This window comes from Streptomyces sp. A01 (genome assembly GCF_059026195.1).
In genome coordinates, this window is record NZ_JBWLKN010000009.1 from 245,809 (window position 1) to 269,052 (window position 23,244).

Below are 23,244 nucleotides of genomic sequence, written 5' to 3' on the forward strand. Positions count from 1 at the left end.
TGACTCTCCGACATCAACAATGGTTGAAGTCAACCTCCGCCGGATGTTGCCCCCGGTCCTCTCCTGTTTCTCTCCTGTTTCTCTCCCGCTGTTGTCTCGGCTGCCTGTGGCGGCTGCCCGTGACGGCTGTCAGTCCGCCCGCCGCCGGTGCAGCTCGCCGTCGACGCGGGACGCCGCTGTCGCGAGGTGGTGGCGGACCCTGGCCAGCTGGGCGGCGGAGACGCCGTGGTCGCGGGCCGCGTCGCGGACGCCGTCCCGGAAGCGGTCGAGCAGCCGCTCCAGGTCGCGCGCCGGGTCGGCGGAGTGCGCGTCGTCGGCGTGTGCCCACTCGGGGAGCCCGGCGGCGGCCGTGTCGTCCGGTCCCGCCGTGGCTGTGCCCTCGGCGCCTGGAGCGGCGGGCGCGCCGTTCTTGGTCAGGTCGGTGCGTTCCACCCTGACCTCCGTGTCCGGCTGTGGCGTCGCCTGGGCGCCCTTGTCCGCTGTCGCCGCCTGGCCGTGCTGGGCGACCCGGCCCATGCCGCGTGTCAGCTCCGAAAGCCCGTCGCGCAGCGCGCTCTGCCAGTCACCGGCCCGCAGGTGCTCCTGGGTCTGCTCCTGTACGCGCTGCGCCAGCCGCGCGATCTCGTCGCGCGCGAAGTCCTCGGCGTCCTTGGCTTGCCTACGGGCCCGCTGGGCGTCCTGCTTGGCGCGGCGGCTCTCCTCCTTCGCCCGGCGTGCCTGCTCCTTCCACTCCTCCTTGGCGCGCCGCAGCTCCTCCTTCGCCTGCCGCCACACCTCGGAGTCGCCCCAGGTGCCGCTCTCCCACGGGGGCCTGCCGTCGTGGCCGGGCCGCGCCGAGCCGCCCTCGCGCCCGGGGCGGGCGCCCCGGCTGTCGGCGTCGGGACCGGCGGCGCCGCCCGCGCCGCGGGCCTGGGCTGCGGCTTCCCTCATCTCCCGGCGCAGATCGCTGGCCGAGCCGCGGACGTCCTCGCGGATCTCGGCGGCGAGTTCGGCGACGGAGTCGCGGATCTCCAGTTCCAGGTCGGCCAGCTCGCCGCCCCGGTCGGCGAGTTCGGCGCGACCGGCGTCGGTGAGCGCGTAGACCTTGCGGCCGCCCTCGGTGGAGTGCGTCACGAGGCCCTCGGCCTCCAGCTTGGCCAGTCGGGGGTAGACGGTGCCCGCCGACGGCGCGTACAGGCCGTGGAAGCGCTCCTCCAGCAACCGGATGACCTCGTAGCCGTGCCGTGGGGCCTCGTCGAGGAGCTTGAGCAGATACAGGCGCAGGCGTCCGTGCGCGAAGACGGGGGACATCAGAGGACCTTCTTGTCTGTCGCGGTCGGCTCGTCCGTGGCGGGCTTTCCCGGTGCGGCCGGGGCGGGGCCCTGACCGGCGGGGTGGTGCCGGTCGTCGTGGGCTTGCGGGCGGCGGAGCAGGGCGATGGCGCCCGAGGCGCTGGTGGCCTTCAGCCGCCCGCCACCGGTGCCAAGCCTGCCGCTGATCCTCCCGCCCGCGCAGCCGGCGGCCGTCCAGGCGGCCCACTGCCCGCCCCAGGGGCCGCCGTCGACCCGCAGGTCGTCGAAGGCGTTCGACACGCTGCCGCCCGCCGTGTTGGCCTCGACCGCGATGTCCGCCCGGTGCGGCAGCCGGACGGCGATCTCGCCGGAGACGGTGGCCAGGCACACCTCGGCGAGGCCGGCCGTCTGGGCGACGTCGACCACCATGTCGCCGCTGACGGAGTCGGCCTTCACGACGGGACCCGCTCCGTCGATGACGGTGAGTTCGCCGGAGACGGAGTTGAACCGCAGATCGCCGCTGAGTGACTGGGCCTCCACGCGCCCCGAGACGGTGTCGGCGCGCACATCGCCGGTCAGGCCGACCAGCGTGCTGTCGCCCGAGACGCCCCGGACCTCGGTACGCCCGCTGAGGCCCGAGATGACGGCTGTCGCGTTGACGAGGCCCACCTCGGCGCGGGTGCCGGTGGGCACGGTGAGGGTGATGTGCGCCGTACGGTGCCAGCCCTTGCGGTCGAGCAGCTTGAGGAAGCCCTTCCAGGGCAGATCCTCGTAGCCGATGGTCAGCGTTCCGTCCTTGACGCTGACGATCAGCGGCGGTCCCTCGATTTCGGACAGCTGGAGGCGGACCGGAGCACCCTCGGTCGCTTCGGCTGCCGTTGTGGCTGCCGCCTCGGTGGGCGCTTCGGCTGCCGTCTCGGTGGGCGCGGTGCTCGCGGCTGTGGGGGCGGTCGCTCCGGTGTCCGCGGTGTCCGCGGCGGTCGCTTCCGGCGCGTGGCCTCCGTCCGTGCCGACGACATTGACGGTGCCGCTGACGACGCGGATCTGCACCGCGGACACGGGTTCATCGAACGTGAGCGTCTGTGGTTCGGACAGCGACCACTCGGACCGGGCTGACATGCCTGACCTCCCCAGCTGAAGCGTAGACGCAACATATCGCGTCTCTCCCTGAACACGATATATCGCGGATTGCGGAAGTCAAGCGCCATGCGGTAGAGCAAAAGCCACTGGGGTCCGGCTGGAGTCTCGCTTCACGTCCGGGTCCAGCACGATGGGTCGCGGAAGTTGCGACTGCTAACTTCTTGTCGTCGTGGGGGCAGGGGGAAGGGATCAGTGGGGTTGATGGAGGCGCGATCCTTCACATATGGGGAACCGGTCGGCGAGGCGGGTTCAGGCTCTGTCGCACGACTGCTGCTGGGGGCGGCGCGCCGGAACCGGGATTCCGGCGTGCGCTACGTCGGCACGGGCTCAGCGGGCCCGACGCGGTTCCAGTCGTATCCGGAACTCCTGGACCACGCACGGCGGTTGCTCGCAGGGTTGCGGCAGCGCGGGCTCAAACCCGGGGACACGGTGGCGCTGCTGCTTGAGCGGACGCAGGACTTCCTTCCGGCATTCTGGGCGTGCGTACTCGGCGGTTTCGTGCCATGCCCCCTGGTGCCCGTCCACGGAGACCCGGCCCGCTGGGCGGCACAGCTCACCCACGTCGGCGACCTGCTCGACGGGCCGCTGCTGCTCACCACCGATGCCATGGCAGCCACGTTGCCGCAGGTGGAGCGGATGGACGTGGCGCGGCTCGGGGAGCTGGACGAGGGTGCGCCGGGCTTGGCGGCCGCGCCCGGTCGGCGCGATGGAGCCGATCATCCCGGGTCACCCGGGCGGCAGGAGCCCCAGTCGCCTCATCCGCATCGGGCCGACGATCAGACCGACCACCAGGCCGATCACCGTGCCGTCCATGGAGCCGTCCATGAAGCCGTCCATCGCGCCGCGTCCGATGAACTGGCGGTCCTCGTCCTCACATCCGGTTCCACCGGGCGCCCCAAGGCGGTGCGGCTCACCCATGGAAACCTGCTCGCCTCGATGGCGGGCAAGGCGCGGCGGCAGCGGCTCACGGCGGCCGACCGCACCTTCAACTGGATATCGTTCGACCACGTCGCCGCCCTCCTTGAGGCGCATCTGCTGCCGCTCAGCGTGGGCGCCGACCAACTCCACACGGACAGCGCGACGATCCTCGCAGAGCCGCTGGAATTCCTGCGGATCATCTCCCGCTTCCGTGTGACGATGACCTTCACACCGAATTTCCTCCTCGGCTTGCTGAACTCCGCCCGTGTGCGACTGGACAAGGAATCGGAGGCGGGAGCGGAACGCCTCGACCTTCGTTCACTACGCCACATCGTGAGCGGCGGCGAGGCCAACGTCCGGTCCACCGGGGAGGCGTTCCTCGCGGCCTTCGCGCCGTACGGGCTCCGTGATGACGCCCTGTGGCCCGCTTTCGGGATGACCGAGACCTGCGCGGGCAGCGTGTACTCGCGGGCGTTCCCGGAGGCCGACGCGGGTCAGGAGTTCGCCTCGCTCGGCCAGCCCATCCAGGGTCTGAGCATCCGGATCGCCGACGCCGACGGCCGCCCGCTGCCCGCGGGCGAGGCGGGCGAACTCCAGCTGCGCGGCCCGATGATCACCAGCGGCTACCACCGCGACCCGGCCGCCACCGCGAGCGCCTTCACGCCCGACGGCTGGTTCCGCAGCGGCGACCTGGGCCGCATCGACTTCGGCCCGCCGAACACGGTGCGGACCTCCGGTGCGGTGGACGGTGCCGGTGCGGCGAAAGGCGCCGGGGATGTGCACGTGACCGGGGCGGCGGACGGGTCCGGCGCGGCGGACCAGGGCGCCAGGGCCACGAGCGTGCTGCACGGCGACATGCCGGGAACGGGGCGACTCAGCCTCGTCGGACGCAGCAAGGACAGCGTCATCGTCAACGGCGTCAACTACTTCAGCCATGACATCGAGACGGCGCTCGAACAGCTCGACGGCGTCGCGGCCGGACACGTGGCCGCCTTCCCGACACGGCAGCCCGGCAGCGACACCGAACAACTGGTGGTGGCCGTCCACGCCGAGCTGCCCGCCGGTGACGACGCGGCGCTGCACCGGCTGCTGACCGCGGTACGGGCCACCGTCGTGGCCCACTGGGGCTTCAGGCCCGCGCTCGTCCTGCCGCTCCCCAGGGAGGCGTTCCCCAAGACCAGTCTCGGCAAGACGCTGCGGCAGCGGATGCGGGCCAGGCTGGAGGCCGGTGCGTACGACGACGTCATCGGCGTCGCCGCCGCCCTCACCCGACGCCAACTCGGGCACCACACCGCGCCCCAGGGCGAGACGGAGCGCGTGCTCACCGAGATCTACGCCGAGCTGTTCGCCTCAGAGCCAGCCGACATCAGCGTCACCGCCAGCTTCTTCGACCTCGGCGGCACCTCGCTGGACATCCTCCGGCTGCGCCGCCAGGTCGCCGCACGTCTGCGCGTCGACGAACTGCCGGTCATCGCCGTGCTGACCTCGCCCACCATCCGCCAGCTCGCCGCCCGGCTCACGGCGGGGGAGCGGGGCACGTACGACCCGGTCGTGCCGCTGCAGACCAGCGGCCGTAAGACCCCCCTGTTCTGCGTCCACCCCGGCGTCGGCGAGGTACTGGTCTTCGTCAACCTGGCGCGCTACTTCGCCGATGACCGGCCGTTCTACGCACTCCGCGCCCGGGGCTTCGACGAGGGCGAGCGGCCGTTCGGCAGCTTCGACGAGATGGTCGGCTGCTACGTGGCGGCCATCCGCGCCCGGCAGCCGCACGGCCCGTACGCCATCGCCGGTTACTCCTACGGCGGAGCCGTCGCCTTCGAGATCGCGAAGGCGCTGGAGGCGGCGGGCGAACGCGTCGACTTCGTCGGCAGCTTCAATCTCCCGCCGCACATCAAATACCGGATGGACGAACTGGACTTCGTCGAGACCGCGGTCAATCTCGCGTTCTTCCTGGAACTGATCGACAAGCAGCAGTCCCTGGAGCTGCCCACCCGGCTGCGCGAGCTCCCGGAACGGCGCCAGCTGGCCCATCTGCTGGAACTCGCCCCGCCGTCCCGGCTGCGCGAACTCGACCTCGACATCGGGAAGTTCGACGCGTGGGCCCGTATCGCCAGCGGCCTCACCACCCTGGGCCAGGACTACCAGCCCTGCGGCACGGTCCGGTCGATGACCGTCTTCTACGCCATACCGCTGCGCGGCACGAAACAGGATTGGCTGGACTACGAGCTGCGCCGCTGGGACGAGCACACCCGGGAGCAAAATCGTTACGTCGATGTTCCCGGCGAGCACTACACCATGCTTGGTCCGCGTCATGTCGCCGCGTTCCAATCGGTGCTGCGCCGGGAACTCGACCGCGCGCTGGGCGAAGGCACCTGACGGCGAACCCGTCCGCGCCCCCGTCTCCATCCCAGTCCCGGAGGCAGACCTAGACGCACGCTCACGCAACAGACGCGCGCTCAGACAACAGACGCACGCACAGACACGGGCGCGGGCCACGCGGCCGGTCGCCCGGCCGCTTGGGGCGTCGGCGCCCGAGGCGTTCATGGCCCGGCGGACCCATGCCGGGCGGCCGTACGGGGGAAGGGAAAAACCAATGAAAAAGGGGAGATACGGTGAAAGGCAAGAAGATCTTGGTCACGGGAGGGACCGGGCAGGTCGCCCGGCCGGTGGCCGAGGCGCTGGCCGTGGACAACGATGTGTGGTGTCTGGGCCGGTTCGGCACACCAGGAGTTGAAAGCGAACTCGCCGGCCACTCCATCACCACCCGGCGCTGGGACATGACCGACATGACGCCGGGTTCGCTTGACGGGCTGCCGACGGACTTCACGCACGTCATCCACTCCGCAGTCCAACGCGGCGAGGACGGCGACTTCGACGCCGCCATGGAGGTCAACTCCGTCGCTACGGGGCGGCTGATGTCCCACTGCCGGGATGCCGAGGCGTTCCTGTATGTGTCCACCGGTGCCGTGTACGCGCGGCAGACGCTGGACCACGCGTACCGCGAGAGCGACCCGGTCGACGGCGTGGCCGACTGGCTGCCCGCCTACCCGGTGGCCAAGATCGCGGCGGAGGGAGCCGCCCGTGCCTTCGCCCAGGTGCTCGGCCTGCCCACGACCATCGCGCGGCTGAACATCGCGTACGGGCCCCACGGGTACGGCGGTGTGCCGATGCTCTACTTCAAGCGGATGCTCGCCGGTGAGCCGATCCCGGTCCCCATGGAGGGGCAGAACTGGTGCTCGCCGCTGTACACCGATGACCTCGTACGCCAGGTGCCGCTGCTGTGGGAGGCGGCGGACACCCCGGCGACCGTCGTGAACTGGGGCGGTGACGAACCGGTCGGCATCACCGACTGCGTGCGGTACCTGGAGGAGCTGACGGGCGTCGCGCCGCGCCTCGTGCCGAGCGAAGTCACCCGGGAGACCTATCAGTTCGACTCCACACTGCGCCACAAGCTCATCGGTAGCTGTGAGATCGGCTGGCAGGAGGGCGTCCGGCGCACGCTGGCGGCCCTGCACCCCGAGCGCCTCGTGCCCGGCGCGTGACGCACTACGCGCACCCGCAGCGCACCCGCACCCGCAGCGCACCCGCGCCCGCACCACCTCGTCAGCCCGCGCCCAGAAACAGAGGAGATCAGCCGTGGCGTCCAAGAACCTTGAGGCCATCCGCACCGCTTACGCCGGATTCGCCGACCGCGACATCGAGGGGGTGCTCTCGGCCATGAGGCCCGATGTGGAATGGGTGCATCCGGACGGCATGGCCGCGTACGGCCTCGGCGGCACGAAGCACGGGCACGAGGGGATCAAGGAATTCCTGGCTCATGTGCCGAGCGTGCTCGGCGGCATGCGGCTGAACCCCCGGGAATTCATCGAGTCCGGTGACCGGGTCGTCGTCTTCGGTACGCGCGAGGTGACCTCGCGCCAGGGCCGGACCGCGACCCTGAGCTTCGTGCACTCCTGGACGATGCGGGACGGGAAGGCGGCACGGATGGAGGACATCTTCGACACGGTCGCCTTCCACGAGCTGATCGAGAGCTGAGCCGGTCCCCCGGCGGCCGCGCCTGAGCGGAGGTCAGCCCGGCTGCTGACCAAGGCCGCTGCCGTCTGAAGCCACTGCCTGGGGCCGCTGCCTGGCGCCGCTGGCTGAAGTCGCCGCTGCTGGGGACCCGTGGTGGGGCGTGCAGGTGTTCGGCCGCGCAGACCGGGCATGCGGTCAGGGCGCCCTGTGCCGAGCCCGCATCAAGCGCCAGGCCGGCTGGGGCATTAGGGGGCGAGGCGCCATATTGGGGGCATAGTGGCCTAGCGTGGAGGGATGGGTGATTTCGAAGTGACCCCGTCCGTTACGCCTGACCGGCAGCGGGTGTCCGGTGCGCTGCTGCTCTGCCGGGCCGAGCCGGAGGACGTACGGCTGTCGGCCAGCCTGCTGCCCGCCCCGCTCCTGCTGGCTCCGGCGGGGCGGGGGTGGAGTGTGCTCGTCCCCGACGCGCCTCCGGCCCCGGCGACCGGCGGCGCCCCGGCCACCGGGACGCGTGCGGCGCCGCACGGGCCGCCGCACGGGTCGCCAACCGCTGAACCACACCCACATCCACATCCACACCCGGACCCACAGCCGGCCCCAACTGCCGCACCCGGCAACGGCCAAGCCGGGGCGTCGGGGGAGGGGGCGAGCGGACCGGGAGCCGGTGCGCGCGACGGGGCGGGGCCCGACGGGCGCCCCGGGCCCGGTCGGGAAGCCGCGCGGGGCGAGGGAGCCGGGGCGCGCGCCAAGGGCGGCGTCTCGACCGTGACGGACCTCGCCGACCTGGCCCGTACCGTCGCGGCCGGTGAATCCTGGCCGGTGGTCGCCCTGTGGTGGGGTAGGGACGGAGCCGGTTTCGTCCTCGCCTCCGGCTTCCGCCGCCCCGTGGACCATGCCTGGCTCGCGGACGGCACTCCGGCGGGCGATCCGCGCGTGGTACGGGCCCTCGGGGCACGCCTCGGCCTCGACCCGGTGCTCGACGCCGCCTCGCTCGACCAGCTCACCCGCCCCACCCTGGGGTCCGGCCCGCAGCCGGGCGACACGGGTCCGGCGGGCCGAGCGGGCCGCCCGGAAACGGCCGCACCCTCCGACGCCGCCCCGGGAGACGGGGACCAAGCGGCCCCGGGGCCCGAAGCCGCCTCGGAACCCGACGGGAACGCGCACCACTCCAGGCCGGGCGGCTCCGGTCCGGGAGACTCGGGCCCGGGTGACTCCAGCGCGCGCGAGCCCGATCCGCACGACCACAGCGCGGACCAGGGCGGCCCGCGCGACACCGGCCCGCGCGATACCAGCCCGCATGGTGCAGACCCGCATTGTGCCGACCCGCACAGATCCGGCTCCGCGTCATCCGCCTCGGCCTCCGCTGCCGACCGGGCGCCCGGTGCGGAGGCGTGTGCGCGGTTGGTCGGGCTGATCGCCGTGCTCACGCGTACGGGCCTCCGGCTGCCTGCCGGGCTGGCTCCCGGAGAGTCCGCGCAGCAGCTGCGCTCCGCGCTGCGCGCCGTCCCGCGCGCCGAGGTCATCGTCTGGCGCGGCTGGCGGGATGCCGTGGCGGCCGAGCTGGACAGTGCCGAGAGCGGTCCGCTCGGCCCGTGGCTGCGCGGGCCGAGGGCCAAGGCGCTCGGCGCGGCGCAACTCGCCGCCGGGCTGCCGCTCGCGGCCTGGAGCCTGCGGCGGGGCCGCCCCGGATGGGCGCTCATGGGGGCGGCCCTCGTCGCCGACGGGGCGGCCGGGCTGGCCTACGACGCCCTGCGCGGCCGACGGCGGCGCGTGTCCTTGTAGACAGGTGAACGGCTTTCGGGCGACACCCGCTCCGGTTCAGCGGGCAGCTCCGTATCCGAAGGGGTACAGGGGTTTCCACGGGGCGCTCACCTGTAGTGGACGAAAGATCGGAACCCATGGCGGCTCGTGCCTCGATGGTTTGGGAGATTGCCAGAAACTTGACCAGGTCACCGTCACCGAGAGAGCCCCACCGCGCGGCCGAGACCGGCGAGCGCTTGTTGACTCGGGCAGCTACGCAGATGACGTCAGCGCAGAGGTGCAGGTTCTGGGAAAACCGCCCAATCATGCTCATTACCCCTAGGCTCATCCCGCCCGAGCAAGTCAGGCGGGGGAGCGCGCGGGGTACTGGAAGAAGCACACAAAGGAACATCAGAAGGTCCTTGAGCTGTTCCACCGCAACGGGTGGATAATTAAGGACCCGCCGACGTACTACATGCTTCTGTGCCCGTGCGGAGCCCACATGCGGTGGTATCACTTGACACCCAGCGGGGCAGACTACGGAAAGAACGTGGTGAGCTGGGGGAAGCGTCAGCCATGTTGGAAGGGGACCCCATGACTAGCGAAGCGCATGTACGTTGGACGTTTCGCGTCGTGGGCCCGGAAACCGCCGAAGACCTCGCTGAGGGCGCTGGCCGCGTCATGGACGCCCTTCTCGTACTCGAAGAGTGCAACGATGATCTGCGAGACTCCGGGGTCGCTATCGATGCGAATGCCATGACCGTTGATATCGAGATCAGCTTCACGGGCGTACCTGCGCGCGATCTTGTGCTGCGCTCCGAGACTGTGGTGCGTACGGCTATGCATGCGGCAGGCCATGGGACGCCTGACTGGCCGGCACAGCTGCCGATCATGCCCGGATGCGACGGCCTCATGGAGGCCAAGTCTCCGAAAGGGCGCTCGTCTGGCGAGTTCCACTCTCAGCAGTTCGCGGTGCTGGCGGACACCTGAGCCCAGCGGCGCCCCCGTGAGCGGGGCGCCCAGTCTCTGAAGCCTCGGCCAGTGTGCGCGCACTCGATCACGCGCAGCGTCTCGCGCAGGGCGCCCTCGGGGCGGAAGCGCTCCTCGATGAAGACCGGCAGCACCTGAAGGTCCACCCCGCCCTCGCGCAGTTGGGGCAGCCACCGCTCGCGGAAGAAGTCGGACCAGCGGTGGGGCGGCCGGGCGGTGACGGCGATCAGCAGGTCGTTGTGGGCGTCGGCGACGACGGCGCTGTGGTGCGGGGTGAGGGGCAAGGGTCGGCCTTTCCGCCGCGTCCGACGGGGCGGCCGGGGCGCGGTGCCGGGGGACCGGCACCGCGGGCCCCTTCTACCGCGGCGTGGCCGGGATCGTTTCCTGCGGGTCGCTGGTGGGGGTGTAACGCGAGACGCTCTTCGCCGTCGGCTTGAGGTCCTTGTGGATCGTGCGGGCGACGGCCTGGATGGTGGCGACGCCGTCGTTCATGGTGCGGTTGTCGTGCGTGAGCACCGTGATCGTGTACTTGTGGCCGCCACCGGTGAACGCGCCGACGCTGTGGACGCGCCAGCCGTGCGTGGACCGGGACAGCCAGCCGTTCTTCACATGGATCTTCATGGTGCTCGGGGCGCCCGCGGGGGTGCCCCAGCGCTGTGAGGAGATGACCTTGTTCATCAGCTTGAGAACGTACGCGCGGGCGTTGTCGCTCAGCACGTTGTTTTTGTTGATGACCAGCGACATGAGCTGCTGCTCGTCACGCGCGGTGATCTGGGTGAGGCCCCAGTAGCCGCCGCTGCCGGGAACGGTCTTGGTCATCTTCGCGGCCTTGAGGAAGCCCTTGACCTTCGTCACGCCGAGCTGCTTCCAGAGCTTGCTGGTGGCGGCGTTGTCCGACTTGGTGATCATGGCGGTGGCGAGATCGGCCTCGCGCTGGGTCAGCTTCCGGTCGTGCTTCTTCGCGTCCCACAGGAGCGTGGCGAGGACGGTGACCTTGACCACGCTCGCCGAGTCGTACTTCTGGTCGGCGCGCAGCGTGCAGACGGTGCCCGTGCTGTCGTCGCGTACGGCGAGCGCGGTCGTGGCGGACCGGCCCTTCAGCGCGGTGCTGATGTCCTTGGTGAGCTTGGCCGCGAGCCCTGCCTTGGCCGAGACGCAGACGGGCTTCGGTGTCGCCGCCGTGGCGGTCCCGGCCCCCGCGAGCGGTGCGATCACTCCGGCGGTCAGTGCCAGCGCCAGCGCGCCGCGGGCACGCCGGGATATTCGGTGGTGCGTCATGGTGTTTCCCCAACCCGTTTATGGCCACACGAGTGCACCCCCCGGTGCACTCGACACCCAAGACACGTTTCGGGTGGCAAAAGGTTGTGCACTGCACATGCGGATTTCGTAACGCTGCCCTGAATCAGGGGCACCAATCCCCCAGGCGCCCCCAGGCGACCCCCAGGTCGTCCGGGCCCCGGCCCTTGGCCTTCCCCGCCCGGCCCACGCGTGCGCGCCCGCGAAGGGCCTCAGCGGGGGGCCGGGCACACTGGTGCGGCGTCGCACCCGATTCGGGTGATATGCCCGTTATGTGGTTGCTCGGCGGTGATGACCCGGCGGTGATGACCCGGCGGTGATGACCCGGCGGTGATGACCCGGCGGTGATGACTCAACTCTGGTGACTCAACCGTGCTTACTCGGCGTCGTCGTCCTCGTCGTCCAGTCGTGCCAGCCACGTCGCCAGGCGCTCGACCGGGATCTCGAAGTCGGGGTTGAGGTCGACGAACTCACGCAGCCGTTCGGCGAGCCACTCGAAGGTGACGTCCTCCTCGCCGCGCCGCTTCTCCAGTTCCTCGATGCCGCGGTCGGTGAAGTACAAGGCGTGCTCCGCAAAAGACGATGTGGATGACGATGGGCTGACGATGGGATGAGGCCCGCCGCCAGGATATGCGCTGCCCGCGCGGCCCCTGGCCCCGCCGCGATCGGCCAGGACCCTCGCGTCCGCCCCGCCCGGCGGATAGCCTTTTCCAACAGCTGGGGAGCGGGGGCGTGATGGGCGAGAGCATTACCCGGGTGGAGCTGCCGGACGGGACGCCGGTATGGGCGCGGATCTCGGGGGCCGAGGAGCTCAGTGGGGGCGCACGGGGGAGTTACTCGGACACCGGGCTCGCCGACCGTGCGGCGGCGCAGATGGAAAGCCTGCACGGGCTGATCACCGGGGTCGCGCGCTCGCTGGCCGATTCGCTGCGCGCGGTGCGTCCCGACGAGGTCAGCGTCTCCTTCGGCATCGAGCTCACCGGGCGTACGGGCAAGGTCGTCGGGCTGCTCGCCGACGGCCAGGCCAAGGGCGCGATCACGGTGACCCTCAGCTGGGCGGGCGGCCCGCCGGCCGACCTCGGGACCGGTGGGTGAGGAGGGTGGGCATCGGGGGCGCACACGACGCCGACGTGGACCCCTTCGAGACTCTGGCTCCCCTCGTCGGTGCCGCCACCGTACGCATCCATGAGCCGGGTGCCGGGTATGCCCCGGACGGGCCCGCGCCACGGCCCTGGGGCAGCGGCTTCTTCGTCGCCCCGAACTGGGTGCTGACCTGCGCCCATGTGGCCCTGCGGGGGACGGGAGGCGGGCGTGAGGTGGGCCTGAGTTTCGGTGGCCGGACGGTTCCCGGCCTGGTGGAGTGGGCGCAGCCGGAGACGAACCCGGCGGGCGGGTTGTGGCCTGCCCCCGATCTCGCGCTGATCCGGCTGCTTGAGCCCGCCCCGCACGGCTGCGTGTGGCTCACCGAGCGCACGGCCAAGGTCTTCACCCGTAAGGAAGTCGCCTTCTTCGGCTGCACCGAGGAGGACGGCGAGATCGAGGACATCAGCGGCCGCTGCACGATCAGGGGCGAGCTGGGCACCGACGGCAGGCTCAAGCTGGGCAACGAGGACGAGATGCCGGAGGGCGCCTCCGGCGGCCCCGTCGTCGACCTCGACCGCGGCGAGGTCATCGGTGTGCTGAAGGCCAGGCGCGGCAACGGCCGCGACGGTGGCCTGGCCATCTCCGTCGTCCAGCTGCGCCGGGTGCCCGCCACGGGCGAGCCCGTGCGGTCGGAGCGGGACGACCTGTACCAGCGCGTGATGCACGCCCACGACCGGTATCACGCGGACCGGCACCGCAACGACCACGCGGGCCGCAGCACCTGGACCGACGCGCAGAGCGAGCTGCGGGTGACGGCGAGCCGCGCGCTGACCCCGGGACAGCGCGCCGACCTGACCGGGCTGCTGGCCGAGCTGCCGCCGCCGGTCAGCACCAGAAGCCTGGACGAGCTGGTGACCTCGCTGCGCGGGCAGTCCTACGAGGGGCAGCTGCCCGCCCCGCGCGGCTGGCGTGACGGCCTGGGTCTGCTGTACGACCTGCGCCAGGGCCGCAGCGAACTGGAGGCCGTCCTGCGCTACGCCGTCCACGCGGCGACCGCCGACCGGCCCTACCCCGCGGCGCCCGGCACGGAGCGCGCCCTGTGGGACTGGGCGGCGCGGGCCGCGGCCGACGCGGAGCTGCCGCGCGCCTTCCGCAACGCGCTGGGCGGCGAGTGGGCAGCCAGGCTGCGGCTGCGCCGCGAGAGCGTGACGGCCGTCGGCGACGGCGCGCTGGCGCGCGTGGACGGCCACGGGCTGCGGCGGGCCGAGGTGGAGGCGGCGGGCGCCGGGGCGGCGGCGACCCGCTCGTACGCCCTGCTGGAGATCATCCCGCGCGGCTGGGAGCGCGGCAGCTACGACTGGCGGGTCTGCGTGGCGCAGCCGTCCGGCGAACTGGTGTCGGTGGACGAGGACTTCGGCGTACGGGGGCTGGACGAGCCGCCGGAGCGGCTGCGCGCCGCGCTGGCCGAGTCCTTCCGCCGCGGCGATGAGCCCGATCACCTGGTCACCCTGCAAGTGGCGCTGCCCTACGCCTTGTTGAACTTTCCCGTCGACGCCTGGCGGGTGCCGCCGCATGCCGGGCCGCTGGGCGGTGTGCGGCCCGTCGTGGTGCGCTGCGCCGACCGGGAGCTGACGGAGGCGGCGGAGACCGGGACGGCCGACGAGCCGGGGGAGGCCGCGACACCGCGTCAGACCCGGTGGAAGCGGGCGCACGTGGGACCGATGCGGCCGGGCGTGCTCGACTGCGACGCCGGGCGGCCCGAGCCCGTGCCCAGCACCGCCGACCTCCTGGCATGGGACAGCTACCTGCTCCCCGTGCTGTGCCGCGCCGCCGACCCGGACGCCGATCCTGGCGTTTTGCGCCACATCATGGACGGCGGGCACGATGTGGTGCTGTGGCGCCGGGAGCCGGTGGGCAGGGACGGGATTTGCGCGGACTTCCACCGGGGCGCGACCAGCACCGTGTCGAATGCCGGGCAGGCCGACCGGCTGCCCGCCGCCGTCTGGCGGCTCCGTGCCGACCTGGGCGCGGGCGTGCCCGAGGCGTACTGGGCCAAGGGCATCGCCCTGCTGTACGACGACCCCACGCGCCCGCTGCCGGGCACCGACCAGCCGCTGGAGGCGCCATGAGAGTCCGGCTGACCACACCCTTATGCGCTTCGCCCACCCTCGATACGTTCGAGCGATACGGTCGAGTCAAGGTCGGCGCTCCCGCCATCGACACCCGAGCGACGAGGAGCAAGCTGTGACTGTGCCCGACAGCAACCCAGACCTCAGCCCCGCACTCCCAGGCCCCGGCGCCGGGACCGGTGGCGGCGGCAGCACCGCGAGCGAATGGCTGATCTACCGAGGGACGGGCGAGCCGCACCCCGGGATCTCCGCGCTGCCCAAGGCGCCGCCGTGGCGGGACTTCGACGGCGCTCCGCTGGTCGAGCCAGGACCCGACACCGACAGCTCCTCCACCCGCAGGCTGGGCGCGTACCGCCATATGGCCGCACTGCACCGGCCGAGTGGTGAAGAGCTGGAAATCATCAACGCCGCCCTGTACCTGCGCCGCCCCCTGCTGGTGACCGGCAGCCCCGGCGCGGGCAAGTCCACCCTCGCGCACGCCGTCGCCTACGAACTGGGCCTCGGCCGGGTGCTGCGCTGGCCCATCGTCAGCCGCACCACCCTGGACGACGGCCTCTACCGCTACGACGCCATCGCGCGGCTCCAGGACACCCAGATCGCGGCGAGCAGCCGCGCTGCCGGAGCGGGCACCGTGGGTGTCCCGGGCGGCATCGGCAGCTACATCCGGCTGGGCCCGCTGGGCACGGCGCTGCTGCCGACGGCCAAGCCCCGGGTGCTGCTCGTCGACGAGCTCGACAAGAGCGACATCGACCTGCCGAACGACCTCCTCAACGTCCTGGAGGAGGGCGAGTTCGAGATACCAGAGCTACAGCGCCTCGCCGAGCGTGAGCCAGAGGTGGACGTGCTCACCGACGACGGGGCGAAGGTCACGGTCAGGGACGGCAGGATTCGCTGCCGGTCCTTCCCGTTCGTCGTCCTCACCAGCAACGGCGAACGGGACTTCCCCGCTCCCCTGCTGCGCCGCTGCATCCACCTGGAGCTCGGCCAGCCCGACCATGAGCGCCTGGCGACCGTCGTGCGCGCCCACCTCGGCGAGGAGCTGGCCCGGGTCGGCGACGACCTCGTGCTGCGCTTCCTGGAGCGCTCCCGCAGCGAACTGCTCGCGACCGACCAGCTGCTGAACGCGATCTACCTGACCCACCACGCCGCCCCGCCGACCCGCAACAGGCTCGCCGACATGCTCATCCAACGCCTCGACCGGCCCAGGTGACGCCATGCAGGACTCCGTCGCGCGGCCCGGCCGCGACCCCAGCCCGCTCGCGGACCTCATCGAAGTGCTGCGTGGCGCCGGGCTGAACCCGGCACTGGGCGAACTCGCCGACGCGCTGTGGCTCGCCCGCTACTCGCGGCCCGCCCCCGGCGCAGAACCGGCGGCGGAGCCGGCCGACTCCAGAGCCTCCCCACCGCGTCACGACGCGGCCCTCGCCACCGCTCGCACACCCGGCGCCAGACCAGGCGGACGCGACGAGCCCGCCGCCGGCCAGTCCCCGCCGGAGGACGACGGCCAGGGCGCGCGTGACAGCGGACCCCGCGCGGCCCGCGTCGCGCTCTACCCCGGGGCGCCGCCCCCCGGCCCCGCCCGCCCCGGCGGCGAAGAGCCGGGCACGGACGGCGGCTGGCCGCGCGGCTCCGGTGCGGGCATCCCCATCGGAGTGCCTGAGGCCGCCGCGCTGCCCGGGCTGCTCGACCTCCAGCGCGCCCTGCGCCCCCTCCAGCGCTACCGGGCCGCCGCGCCGCCGCTGCGCCGGGTGCTCGACGAACGGCGCACGGCCGACTGCAGCGCCCGGGCCGGTGGCGTGGTCATCCCCGTGTTCCGCCCGGTGCTGCGGGGTGACGCCTCCCTCCAGCTGCTCATGGACACCTCGTCGTCCATGTACGTGTGGCAGCGGATGCTCAGCGAACTCCAGCAGGTCTTCGGTCAGTTAGGCGCCTTCCGGGACGTCACCGTCCACTATCTGCACGAGGCGCCCGACGGCGCGCCCGCCATCAGCCGCCGCTTCGAGCCCGACGCCGCGCCGCTGCGCTCGGCCGACCAGCTCATCGACCCCACCGGACGCCGGGTGACCGTCGTCGTCAGCGACTGCGCCGGTCCGCTGTGGCGCAGCGGTGAGGCGCACCGCCTGGTGTACCGGCTGCTGCGGCACGCCCCGGTCGCCGTCCTCCAGCCGCTGCCCCAGCGGCTGTGGGCCCGCACGCGGCTGCCCGCGTCCTTCGGCGCGCTGGTGCACGGCGAGGGAGCGTCGTCGTCCGCGCCGCTGCACTTCATCGCCGACCCGGGCATGCCCGGTCTGCCGGGCGGCCTCGGCCGCGACGAGCCGCGCCGCGCCGGAGCCGTGCCCGTGCCGGTGCTGCCGCCCGCGCCCGCCGCGCTCGGCGCCTGGGCCCGGCTGCTGACCGGCAGCGGGTCAGGCCCCGTGGAGGCCGCCGTCGGCTGGGTGCGCCCCGACCAGCGGCCGGCGCCTCCGGCCAGGCCCCGTGGCCCGCTCTCCCCGGCCCAGCTCGTCAGCCGCTTCCGCTCCACCGCCTCACCGGGCGCCGGCCAGCTCGCCGTGTATCTGGCGGCCGCCCCGCTGTTCCTGCCCGTGATGCAGCTGGTGCAGCGCACCATGCTGCCCGACTCGGGTCCGGCCGAGCTCTCCGAGGTGCTGCTCGGCGGCCTGCTGCGCCGCCGCGACCGGGGCACCTCGGGAGACGGCCGCTGGTACGAGTTCGCCGACGGGGTCCATGAGGTCCTGCTGGGTTCGATCGGCCGGGACGAGGCGCTGCTGGTCCTCAAGCACTGTTCGGAGTACGTCGAGCAGCGCTTCGGCAAGGGCGGACCCAACTTCCCCGCCCTGGCCATCGCGCAGCTCGCCGTCGCCGACGGCGCGCCGGACGGCGCCGCCTACGACGAGCTCCAGGGCGACGACCCCGACCACGAGGCGGAGGCGAGACCGCCGCAGCCGTTCGCCGAGGTCGCCGCGCGCGTCCTGGAGCGCTTCATGCCGGACACCCCGGCGCAGGGCGTCTCCCTGGCCAGAGAGGACGCCCCACGCTCGCTCGCCGTGCGCAGGGCGGCGCTGCTCATCGAGCGCTTCGAAGCCGACGGCATGGTGCAGAACCTGCTGGACGCCGTGCAACTGCTGCGCCACGCGGCGGCACAGCAGCGGTCCCTGGCGCAGGGCATCGACCCCGAGCTGTGGGGCGACCTCGCCCAGAACCTGCTGCGCCTGTGGCGGCTGCGCGGCGGGGCCGAGCTGCTGCGGGAGGCCCAGGACGCCGCCCAGACCGCCGCCTCCTACCCCGGCTCGGTGCGGGCGCGGACGGTGCTCGCGCGCGTCCTGCACGCGGCCGCGGGTGACCGGCGGGCGGCGGGGGACCAGCGCGCCGCGCTGGACCTGCTGCGCCGGGCCGACCGCGAGTTCACCGCGGTGTGCGCCACGGTGGGGCTCGCCCCCGGCGAGGCGCTGGCCGTCACCCTCGACCGGGTCAAGGTGCTTGAGGAGCAGTGGCAACTGGGCGGCGACAGCGGCCTGCTGGAGGAGAGCGTCGGCATGCTGGAGGCGTTCGCCGACGCCTGGCCGGTCAACGAGCCGCAGCCGAGCGGCCTGTCGCTGGCGCGCGGCAGAGCGCTGCTGAGGCTGGCCAGGTCGGCGCCCGACCAGGAGCGGGCGGGCACCTACGCGCGGCAGGCCGCGACCTCACTGGAGCGCGGCGCCACCCTGCTCGCCGCGGAGTCGGCCACCCCCGAGGTCCGCGCGCGGGCCGCACTCGACGTGGTGGACGCGCTGCTGGTGACCGGGGACCGGCTGGAGCGCGCCAAGGAGATCATCGCCGAGGCGCTGGAGCTCTCGCACGGCCCCAGGCTGCGAGCGGAGTGCCTGATCCGCGACGCGCGGCTGAGCGTACGGCGCTACAAGGCCGAAGGGCCCGTCACCGAACTCGACGTGGCCGCGGAGCGGTTCGCCGAGGCGAGCAGCCTGCTCCAGCGCGACCGCGCCGGATACAGCGACCTGATCGCGGAGTGGGGCGCGGTGCTGCTGGAGCGCGCCGAGGGGCCCGACGGCGCCGCGTACGTCTCGCAGGCCGTACGGGTGCTCAGGGACTGCCGGATGGAGACCGCGGCGGGCAATCCCCGGCTGCCGGAACGGCTGCTGATGCTGGGCCGCGCGCTCGCCCTCCGCTACCGCGAGGCGGAGGACCTGGTGGACCTGCGGGAGGCCGAGTACCTTTTCGGGCTCTCCGCGCACAGCGCGCGTGATCCGCTGCTGCGTGCGCAATGCTGGCTGGCCCTCGCGGACGCCCACCGGCGTACGTACCGGCACAGCCGCCGCGCGGAACGGCTCGACCAGGCCGCCGACGCCTACCGAAGGGCCGCCGACGCGGCGCACGCGGCGCTGGAGCGGACAGAGGGCCAGCCGGAGGCGGTGCGCCTCGCCGGCACCGCGCACCACTGGCGCGGCGTCGTCTATGAGGCGGCACAGCGCCCGCGCGCCGCGCGTGCCGCCTACCAGGCGGCCATGGAGCAGTGGCGCGCGCTGCCCGACGCGGGCGACCCGCTCGGGCAGAGCACCGCGGACCGGCTGGCCGCCCTGGGCCGTGGCCGCTAGCGGTGTCCGGCGGATGCGTGCCCGGCACCAGGGCCCGCGCGTGGGACCTTCCCCTGGCCGCCAGGCCCAGGGGAAGCAGCCCTGGTACAGCCCGGGGGCGTGTCCCGTCAGGGGCGCGGGAAACCGCGCGACCAGCCACGACGCACCCGCGGCCCGCGACGCCCGGACAGGGAGTCCCCTCCGCGGCACGATCCGCCGGACACGGCCCAGCCGCCGCCGCACGGGCACGGGACCCGGTGGCCGGTTCCGCCTCCGGCCGACGGCCGGGAGGGGCGCGCCGGGAAAGGAGACCCGTGGGAGTGGGCGCGTGGCCCAAGCGCACGGATGGCGAACATTTATGCGTTTCCGTGGCCTGAGTCCGGGGAATCTCCGGTGAGCCGTGACACGGGGAGGATGAGGATGGGGAGGACATGAGCCGTAACGAGATGGCGCAGGGGAACACCGAGGGCGCCGGGTGGCCGGACGCGCTGGTGACGTCGAGCCGACTGACGGGCGAGGACGGCGAGTTGCCGGACGTGCTCGATCTCGACCTCGCCTCGCTGCGCACCCTGGAGCACCCGGTGCTCGATGAGGTGCTCGTCGAGCTGCGGGCGCGGGTCGCCGAGCCGAGGGAAATGCTCTGGGCCTTCAACAGCGCCTGCTGACAGCGCTTTTGGAGTGCGCCGAGAGAAAGGCCGGGCTGCCGCCCCTCGCAGCTTCTCGATGGCCCGCGTCGCACCCGCCGAGGCCCGAATCGACCCGCCCGGGAGTCGTACGGGACCGGGGCGGCCAGTGGTGTACCCCGGGGCGCGTCCCGTACCGGACGGCCGACCGCGCCGCGCTGCGGCACTCGGTGTCAGCGCGCGCCACCCGCGGCGGCACCCGCATGCTTTCGGTCCAATTCGGTTTCATACTGGACAGCTTGCCGACTGCCTGGTTGGGACCGGGTGCCGAGTGGGAAGCTGCGCCACGTACCAGGGGTTCGGGGGCCTGGCACTGAGCGGCAAGGGGGACGAGCGCGTGGCGCAGAGGCAGCCGGGGGAGGTACGACGGCCGGAGCCGACCGCCGCCATCCCCGCACGCCCCGTGCCCTTCCGGCAGTTCATCCTCAAGGTCAACGGCCGGTGCAACCTCAACTGCCGCTACTGCTACCTCTACGCGGGCCCGGACAGCGGCTGGCGGCGCCGCGCGCCCGCCGCCGACGACCGGGTACTCGAACACACCGCCCACCGCATCGCCGAGCACGCGGCCACGCATGGCCTGAAAGAGATCTCCCTCGTCCTGCACGGCGGCGAGCCCCTGCTGACCGACGCGACCGAACTGGCCGCGGTGGTCGCGCGCGTGCGCGCCGATGTGCCCGGGGACTGCACGGTGCACGCCGTCATCCAGACCAACGGCACCCTGCTGACCGAGGCGGCGCTGAGCGCCCTGGCGGCGCGGCGCATCCGGGTCGGCGTGAGCCTGGACGGCGGCCTCGCGCGGCACAACCACGCCCGCGTCGACCACGCCGGGCGCCCGTCCTGGGCGGCCGCCACCCGGGGCCTGCGCCTGCTCGCCGAGCGGCACAGCGACAGCTACGGGGGCGTGCTGTGCGTGGTGGACGTGGACTCCGATCCGACCGAGGTGTACACGTCGCTGCTGGAGTACGACCCGCCGATGCTGGACTTCCTGCTCCCGCACGGCAACTGGAGCGACCCGCCACCACGCCTGCCCGGCCTGGGGCCGGGCGCGGCCCCGGTGGCGCGGACCGGGCCCGCTCCGTACGGAGCGTGGCTGAGCACCGTGTTCGACCTGTGGTGGCACGCCGACCGGAGACGCGGCCGGGTGCGGCTGTTCGAGGAGTGCCTGGCGCTGCTGCTCGGCGCGCCCGCGGCGACCGAGTCGCTGGGCCTCCAGCCGTTCGCCGCCGCGGTCGTGGAGACGGACGGCACGATCGAGCAGAGCGACGCGCTGAAGTCCGCCTACGAGGGCGCGGCGGCCACCGGCCTCGACGTCTTCCGCCACTCCTTCGACGACGCCCTGGCCCACCCGGGGATAGCCGCCCGCCAAGCCGGTGCGGGCGCGCTCGCCCCGAGCTGCCTGGAGTGCCCCGTGGTCCGGGTCTGCGGCGGCGGGCACTACGCCCACCGGTACCGCGCGGCGGACGGTTTCCGCCACCCGTCGGTGTACTGCGCCGACCTGCGCCTCCTCATCGAGCACATCGCCGAACGGCTGGCCGAGGCGGCGGAAGCGTGACCGAAGCGGTCCCCGCCCGCGTGATCCGCGAACTCGGCAGGGCCGAGGGCGGACCCGAGACCCTTTCGCTCCTGACGGCGGGACAGCGCACAAGGCGCCTGCTGCTGCTGCGCGTCCTGCTCGACGCGGTACGCGCCGCGCCGCCCTCCGTCCTCGCCCCGTCCACCGCCGCGCTGGCGTTGGAGCACTGGGCCCTGCTGGAGGCCGCCGACCGCGTGGCCCCCGACCAGGCGCGGCGCGCGCTGTACTACCCGCTGGCCGGGCCCTGGGCGGAGGGCTGCGTCCGCGCGCTGATGCCACCGGAACCGCCCCCAAGCCAGCGGCCCGACGCGGCCCCTGACGCCGCGTCGGGCAGCGAGGACGGTCCGGCGCCGGAGAACGGCCTTAGGACAGGTGCCGGGCCCCGTCCGCCGTCCGGTGGTGCGCGGCCCCGCGCGCGCGGCCCCGCGGCGGGGACGGAGCACACCAGGGCGGTCGCTGACGGGCCACCGGGCGGGCCCGTGTCCGGCGCGGCGTGGGCCGCCGCGTCCGATTCCGCTACGCGCGTCGCCTCTTCTCGTATGACGGGCCCGGCGGCATCCCACGACACGCCCGGCTCCCACGGCTCACCAGCTCCGACCGGGCCGGCGCCCGGCTGGCGCGACCAAGGCACCGGGCCCGCCGCCCCCGGTGCGCGGCTCGTACGGGACCTCGGCCACCTCGGCGGCTTCGCCGTCGTCGCCGCCGCCCGCTGCGGCCTCGCCTTCAGCACGCGGCTGGTGAGCAACGGAGGGCTGGTGGCGCTCCCCACTCTCGGCGCACTGCGCGTCGGCCCCACGGGCCCCGCGGACTCCAGCGTCCCCGCAGACCTCGCAGACCTCGCCGAGCCGGTCACGCGCCCCGGCCTCGCGGAAGACCCTGGCCCCGGCTCCGTACTCGTACCCGTCATGGTCGAAGTCCACGGCGACAGCGGCGTGTTGCGGCTGACCGGGGTGGGCGTCGAGCCGGTCGAATTGCGGCCCGACGGGCAGGGCGGCTGGGGTTCGGCCGACCCCCGGTGGCTGCCGGTGCACACGCTGGCCGGGGGACCCCGGCCCGTACTGCTCGACGACGTCGATCCGTACCGGGCCGTCGACAACGACCTGCGGCGGCAGGGGCTGTTCGCCTTCGGCGCGCTGCGGGCCGAGGAGCGAGCGCAGTGGCAGTCCATGTGGCGCGACGCGCTGCCGGTGCTGGCGCTCGGCGGTCAGGCGCGCCTCGCTGAGACGGCCCTGCTCGACTGCGTGGTGCCGATGACCCGCCCGCCGGGCGCGCTGCCCCGGGACGGCGCCACGGCGCACTCCAGCGGCACCCGCAGGGAGGCGTTCGGCGCCGTCCTGGCGAGCGCGCCGCCGAGCCCCGCCTCCCTCGCTGCCACGCTCGTCCACGAGCTCCACCACGCGAAGCTCTCCGCCCTCTCGGACCTGGTCCCGCTGCACACCGCCGGGGCGGGGCGGCGGTACTGGGCGCCGTGGCGGCCCGACGCACGCCCGTTCGACGGCCTGTTGCAGGGCGCCTACGCCCACTTGGCGCTCGCCGACTTCTGGCAGCGGGTGGCGCTCGCCCCGGTGGACTCCGTGCTGCGGGACCAGGCATGGGCGGAGCACTCCCGGTGCCGTGAGCAGGTGGGCGCGATCATCCCCACGCTGTGCGGCTCACGCCAGCTCACCGAGGCCGGCCGAGTGCTGGTCAACGAGATGGCGGACCTGCACACCCGACTGAAAGGGAGGCCCCCTCCGGCCGGGCATCTGGCCCGCGCCGCCGCTTATGTGGAGACCGCTCGTCTCACCTGGCGGAGGCAGCACACAGGATGAACTGCCCGCCGGTGATATGCCGGTGTAT

Annotated in this window: 16 protein-coding genes and 2 pseudogenes; 13 read left to right on the plus strand and 5 right to left on the minus strand. The window is 73.2% G+C overall.

The features are described 5' to 3' along the window. Positions 1–129: 129 nt before the first annotated feature. Both AC5P1B_RS15165 and AC5P1B_RS15170 read right to left on the minus strand, forming a co-directional pair. Complete coding sequence (locus AC5P1B_RS15165) at positions 130–1,290, minus strand: PadR family transcriptional regulator (RefSeq protein WP_493887604.1); 1,161 nt, start codon at positions 1,288–1,290, stop codon at positions 130–132. Then, the gene (locus AC5P1B_RS15170; RefSeq protein ID WP_493887605.1) at positions 1,290–2,390 is read right to left on the minus strand and encodes a DUF4097 family beta strand repeat-containing protein; all 1,101 of its coding nucleotides are present in this window, start codon (positions 2,388–2,390) and stop codon (positions 1,290–1,292) included. The genes AC5P1B_RS15165 and AC5P1B_RS15170 overlap by 1 nt, the downstream gene beginning before the upstream one ends. A 222-nt stretch (positions 2,391–2,612) precedes the next feature. Here AC5P1B_RS15170 and AC5P1B_RS15175 point away from each other — a divergent pair, with 222 nt between their 5' ends. From AC5P1B_RS15175 to AC5P1B_RS15195, 5 genes are all read left to right on the plus strand, one after another. Beyond that, complete coding sequence (locus AC5P1B_RS15175; RefSeq protein ID WP_493887606.1) at positions 2,613–5,705, plus strand: alpha/beta fold hydrolase; 3,093 nt, start codon at positions 2,613–2,615, stop codon at positions 5,703–5,705. Positions 5,706–5,941: 236 nt separating this feature from the next. Continuing rightward, the gene (locus AC5P1B_RS15180) at positions 5,942–6,871 is read left to right on the plus strand and encodes an NAD-dependent epimerase/dehydratase family protein (RefSeq protein WP_493887608.1); all 930 of its coding nucleotides are present in this window, start codon (positions 5,942–5,944) and stop codon (positions 6,869–6,871) included. A 94-nt stretch (positions 6,872–6,965) separates the two neighbouring features. Continuing rightward, entirely contained in the window at positions 6,966–7,364 is a 399-nt protein-coding gene (locus AC5P1B_RS15185) for a nuclear transport factor 2 family protein (RefSeq protein WP_493887609.1), read from the plus strand. Between the two features lie 273 nt (positions 7,365–7,637). Beyond that, the gene (locus AC5P1B_RS15190) at positions 7,638–9,125 is read left to right on the plus strand and encodes a hypothetical protein (protein WP_493887611.1); all 1,488 of its coding nucleotides are present in this window, start codon (positions 7,638–7,640) and stop codon (positions 9,123–9,125) included. Between the two features lie 552 nt (positions 9,126–9,677). Next, positions 9,678–10,073, plus strand: coding sequence for a hypothetical protein (locus AC5P1B_RS15195; protein ID WP_493887612.1), 396 nt, complete (start codon positions 9,678–9,680; stop codon positions 10,071–10,073). Between the two features lie 53 nt (positions 10,074–10,126). Here the strand turns inward: AC5P1B_RS15195 and AC5P1B_RS15200 are convergent. From AC5P1B_RS15200 to AC5P1B_RS15210, 3 genes and pseudogenes are all read right to left on the minus strand, one after another. Beyond that, a pseudogene (locus AC5P1B_RS15200) lies at positions 10,127–10,357 on the minus strand (membrane dipeptidase); the annotation flags it as partial. A 73-nt stretch (positions 10,358–10,430) separates the two neighbouring features. After that, the gene (locus AC5P1B_RS15205) at positions 10,431–11,351 is read right to left on the minus strand and encodes a serine hydrolase (RefSeq protein WP_493887613.1); all 921 of its coding nucleotides are present in this window, start codon (positions 11,349–11,351) and stop codon (positions 10,431–10,433) included. Positions 11,352–11,745: 394 nt separating this feature from the next. Further along, positions 11,746–11,931, minus strand: coding sequence for a DUF6104 family protein (locus AC5P1B_RS15210; RefSeq protein WP_493887614.1), 186 nt, complete (start codon positions 11,929–11,931; stop codon positions 11,746–11,748). Positions 11,932–12,104: 173 nt separating this feature from the next. Here AC5P1B_RS15210 and AC5P1B_RS15215 point away from each other — a divergent pair, with 173 nt between their 5' ends. From AC5P1B_RS15215 to AC5P1B_RS15250, 8 genes and pseudogenes are all read left to right on the plus strand, one after another. Continuing rightward, positions 12,105–12,464, plus strand: coding sequence for a CU044_2847 family protein (locus tag AC5P1B_RS15215; RefSeq protein ID WP_493887615.1), 360 nt, complete (start codon positions 12,105–12,107; stop codon positions 12,462–12,464). A gap of 5 nt (positions 12,465–12,469) precedes the next feature. Further along, on the plus strand, positions 12,470–14,581 hold the full coding sequence (locus AC5P1B_RS15220; protein ID WP_493887616.1) for a VMAP-C domain-containing protein: 2,112 nt from the start codon (positions 12,470–12,472) through the stop codon (positions 14,579–14,581). Positions 14,582–14,696: 115 nt separating this feature from the next. Next, a complete protein-coding gene (locus AC5P1B_RS15225) occupies positions 14,697–15,791 on the plus strand; it encodes an AAA family ATPase (RefSeq protein ID WP_493887617.1) in 1,095 nt (364 codons plus the stop codon). 4 nt (positions 15,792–15,795) lie between these two features. After that, a pseudogene (locus AC5P1B_RS15230) lies at positions 15,796–17,334 on the plus strand (SAV_2336 N-terminal domain-related protein); the annotation flags it as partial. Positions 17,335–18,765: 1,431 nt separating this feature from the next. Next, positions 18,766–19,170 carry a hypothetical protein gene (locus tag AC5P1B_RS15235; RefSeq protein ID WP_493887618.1) on the plus strand — a complete coding sequence of 135 codons (405 nt, stop codon included), beginning with the start codon at positions 18,766–18,768 and terminating at the stop codon, positions 19,168–19,170. 410 nt (positions 19,171–19,580) lie between these two features. Continuing rightward, positions 19,581–19,814: an FxSxx-COOH cyclophane-containing RiPP peptide gene (gene fxsA, locus AC5P1B_RS15240; RefSeq protein ID WP_493887619.1), complete on the plus strand. Its 234-nt coding sequence runs from the start codon at positions 19,581–19,583 to the stop codon at positions 19,812–19,814. A 355-nt stretch (positions 19,815–20,169) separates the two neighbouring features. After that, positions 20,170–21,384 (plus strand): FxsB family cyclophane-forming radical SAM/SPASM peptide maturase, encoded by a 1,215-nt coding sequence (locus AC5P1B_RS15245; RefSeq protein WP_493887621.1) that lies wholly within the window; start codon positions 20,170–20,172, stop codon positions 21,382–21,384. Then, the gene (locus tag AC5P1B_RS15250) at positions 21,381–23,216 is read left to right on the plus strand and encodes an aKG-HExxH-type peptide beta-hydroxylase (RefSeq protein WP_493887622.1); all 1,836 of its coding nucleotides are present in this window, start codon (positions 21,381–21,383) and stop codon (positions 23,214–23,216) included. The genes AC5P1B_RS15245 and AC5P1B_RS15250 overlap by 4 nt, the downstream gene beginning before the upstream one ends. Positions 23,217–23,244 lie beyond the last annotated feature (28 nt).

Coding starts and splice junctions, on each gene's coding strand:
- AC5P1B_RS15165 (WP_493887604.1), bottom strand. CDS start 1,290: ATGTCCCCCGTCTTCGCGCACGGACGCCTGCGCCTGTATCTGCTCAAG.
- AC5P1B_RS15170 (WP_493887605.1), bottom strand. CDS start 2,390: ATGTCAGCCCGGTCCGAGTGGTCGCTGTCCGAACCACAGACGCTCACG.
- AC5P1B_RS15175 (WP_493887606.1), top strand. CDS start 2,613: ATGGAGGCGCGATCCTTCACATATGGGGAACCGGTCGGCGAGGCGGGT.
- AC5P1B_RS15190 (WP_493887611.1), top strand. CDS start 7,638: ATGGGTGATTTCGAAGTGACCCCGTCCGTTACGCCTGACCGGCAGCGG.
- AC5P1B_RS15195 (WP_493887612.1), top strand. CDS start 9,678: ATGACTAGCGAAGCGCATGTACGTTGGACGTTTCGCGTCGTGGGCCCG.
- AC5P1B_RS15205 (WP_493887613.1), bottom strand. CDS start 11,351: ATGACGCACCACCGAATATCCCGGCGTGCCCGCGGCGCGCTGGCGCTG.
- AC5P1B_RS15215 (WP_493887615.1), top strand. CDS start 12,105: ATGGGCGAGAGCATTACCCGGGTGGAGCTGCCGGACGGGACGCCGGTA.
- fxsA (WP_493887619.1), top strand. CDS start 19,581: ATGAGCCGTAACGAGATGGCGCAGGGGAACACCGAGGGCGCCGGGTGG.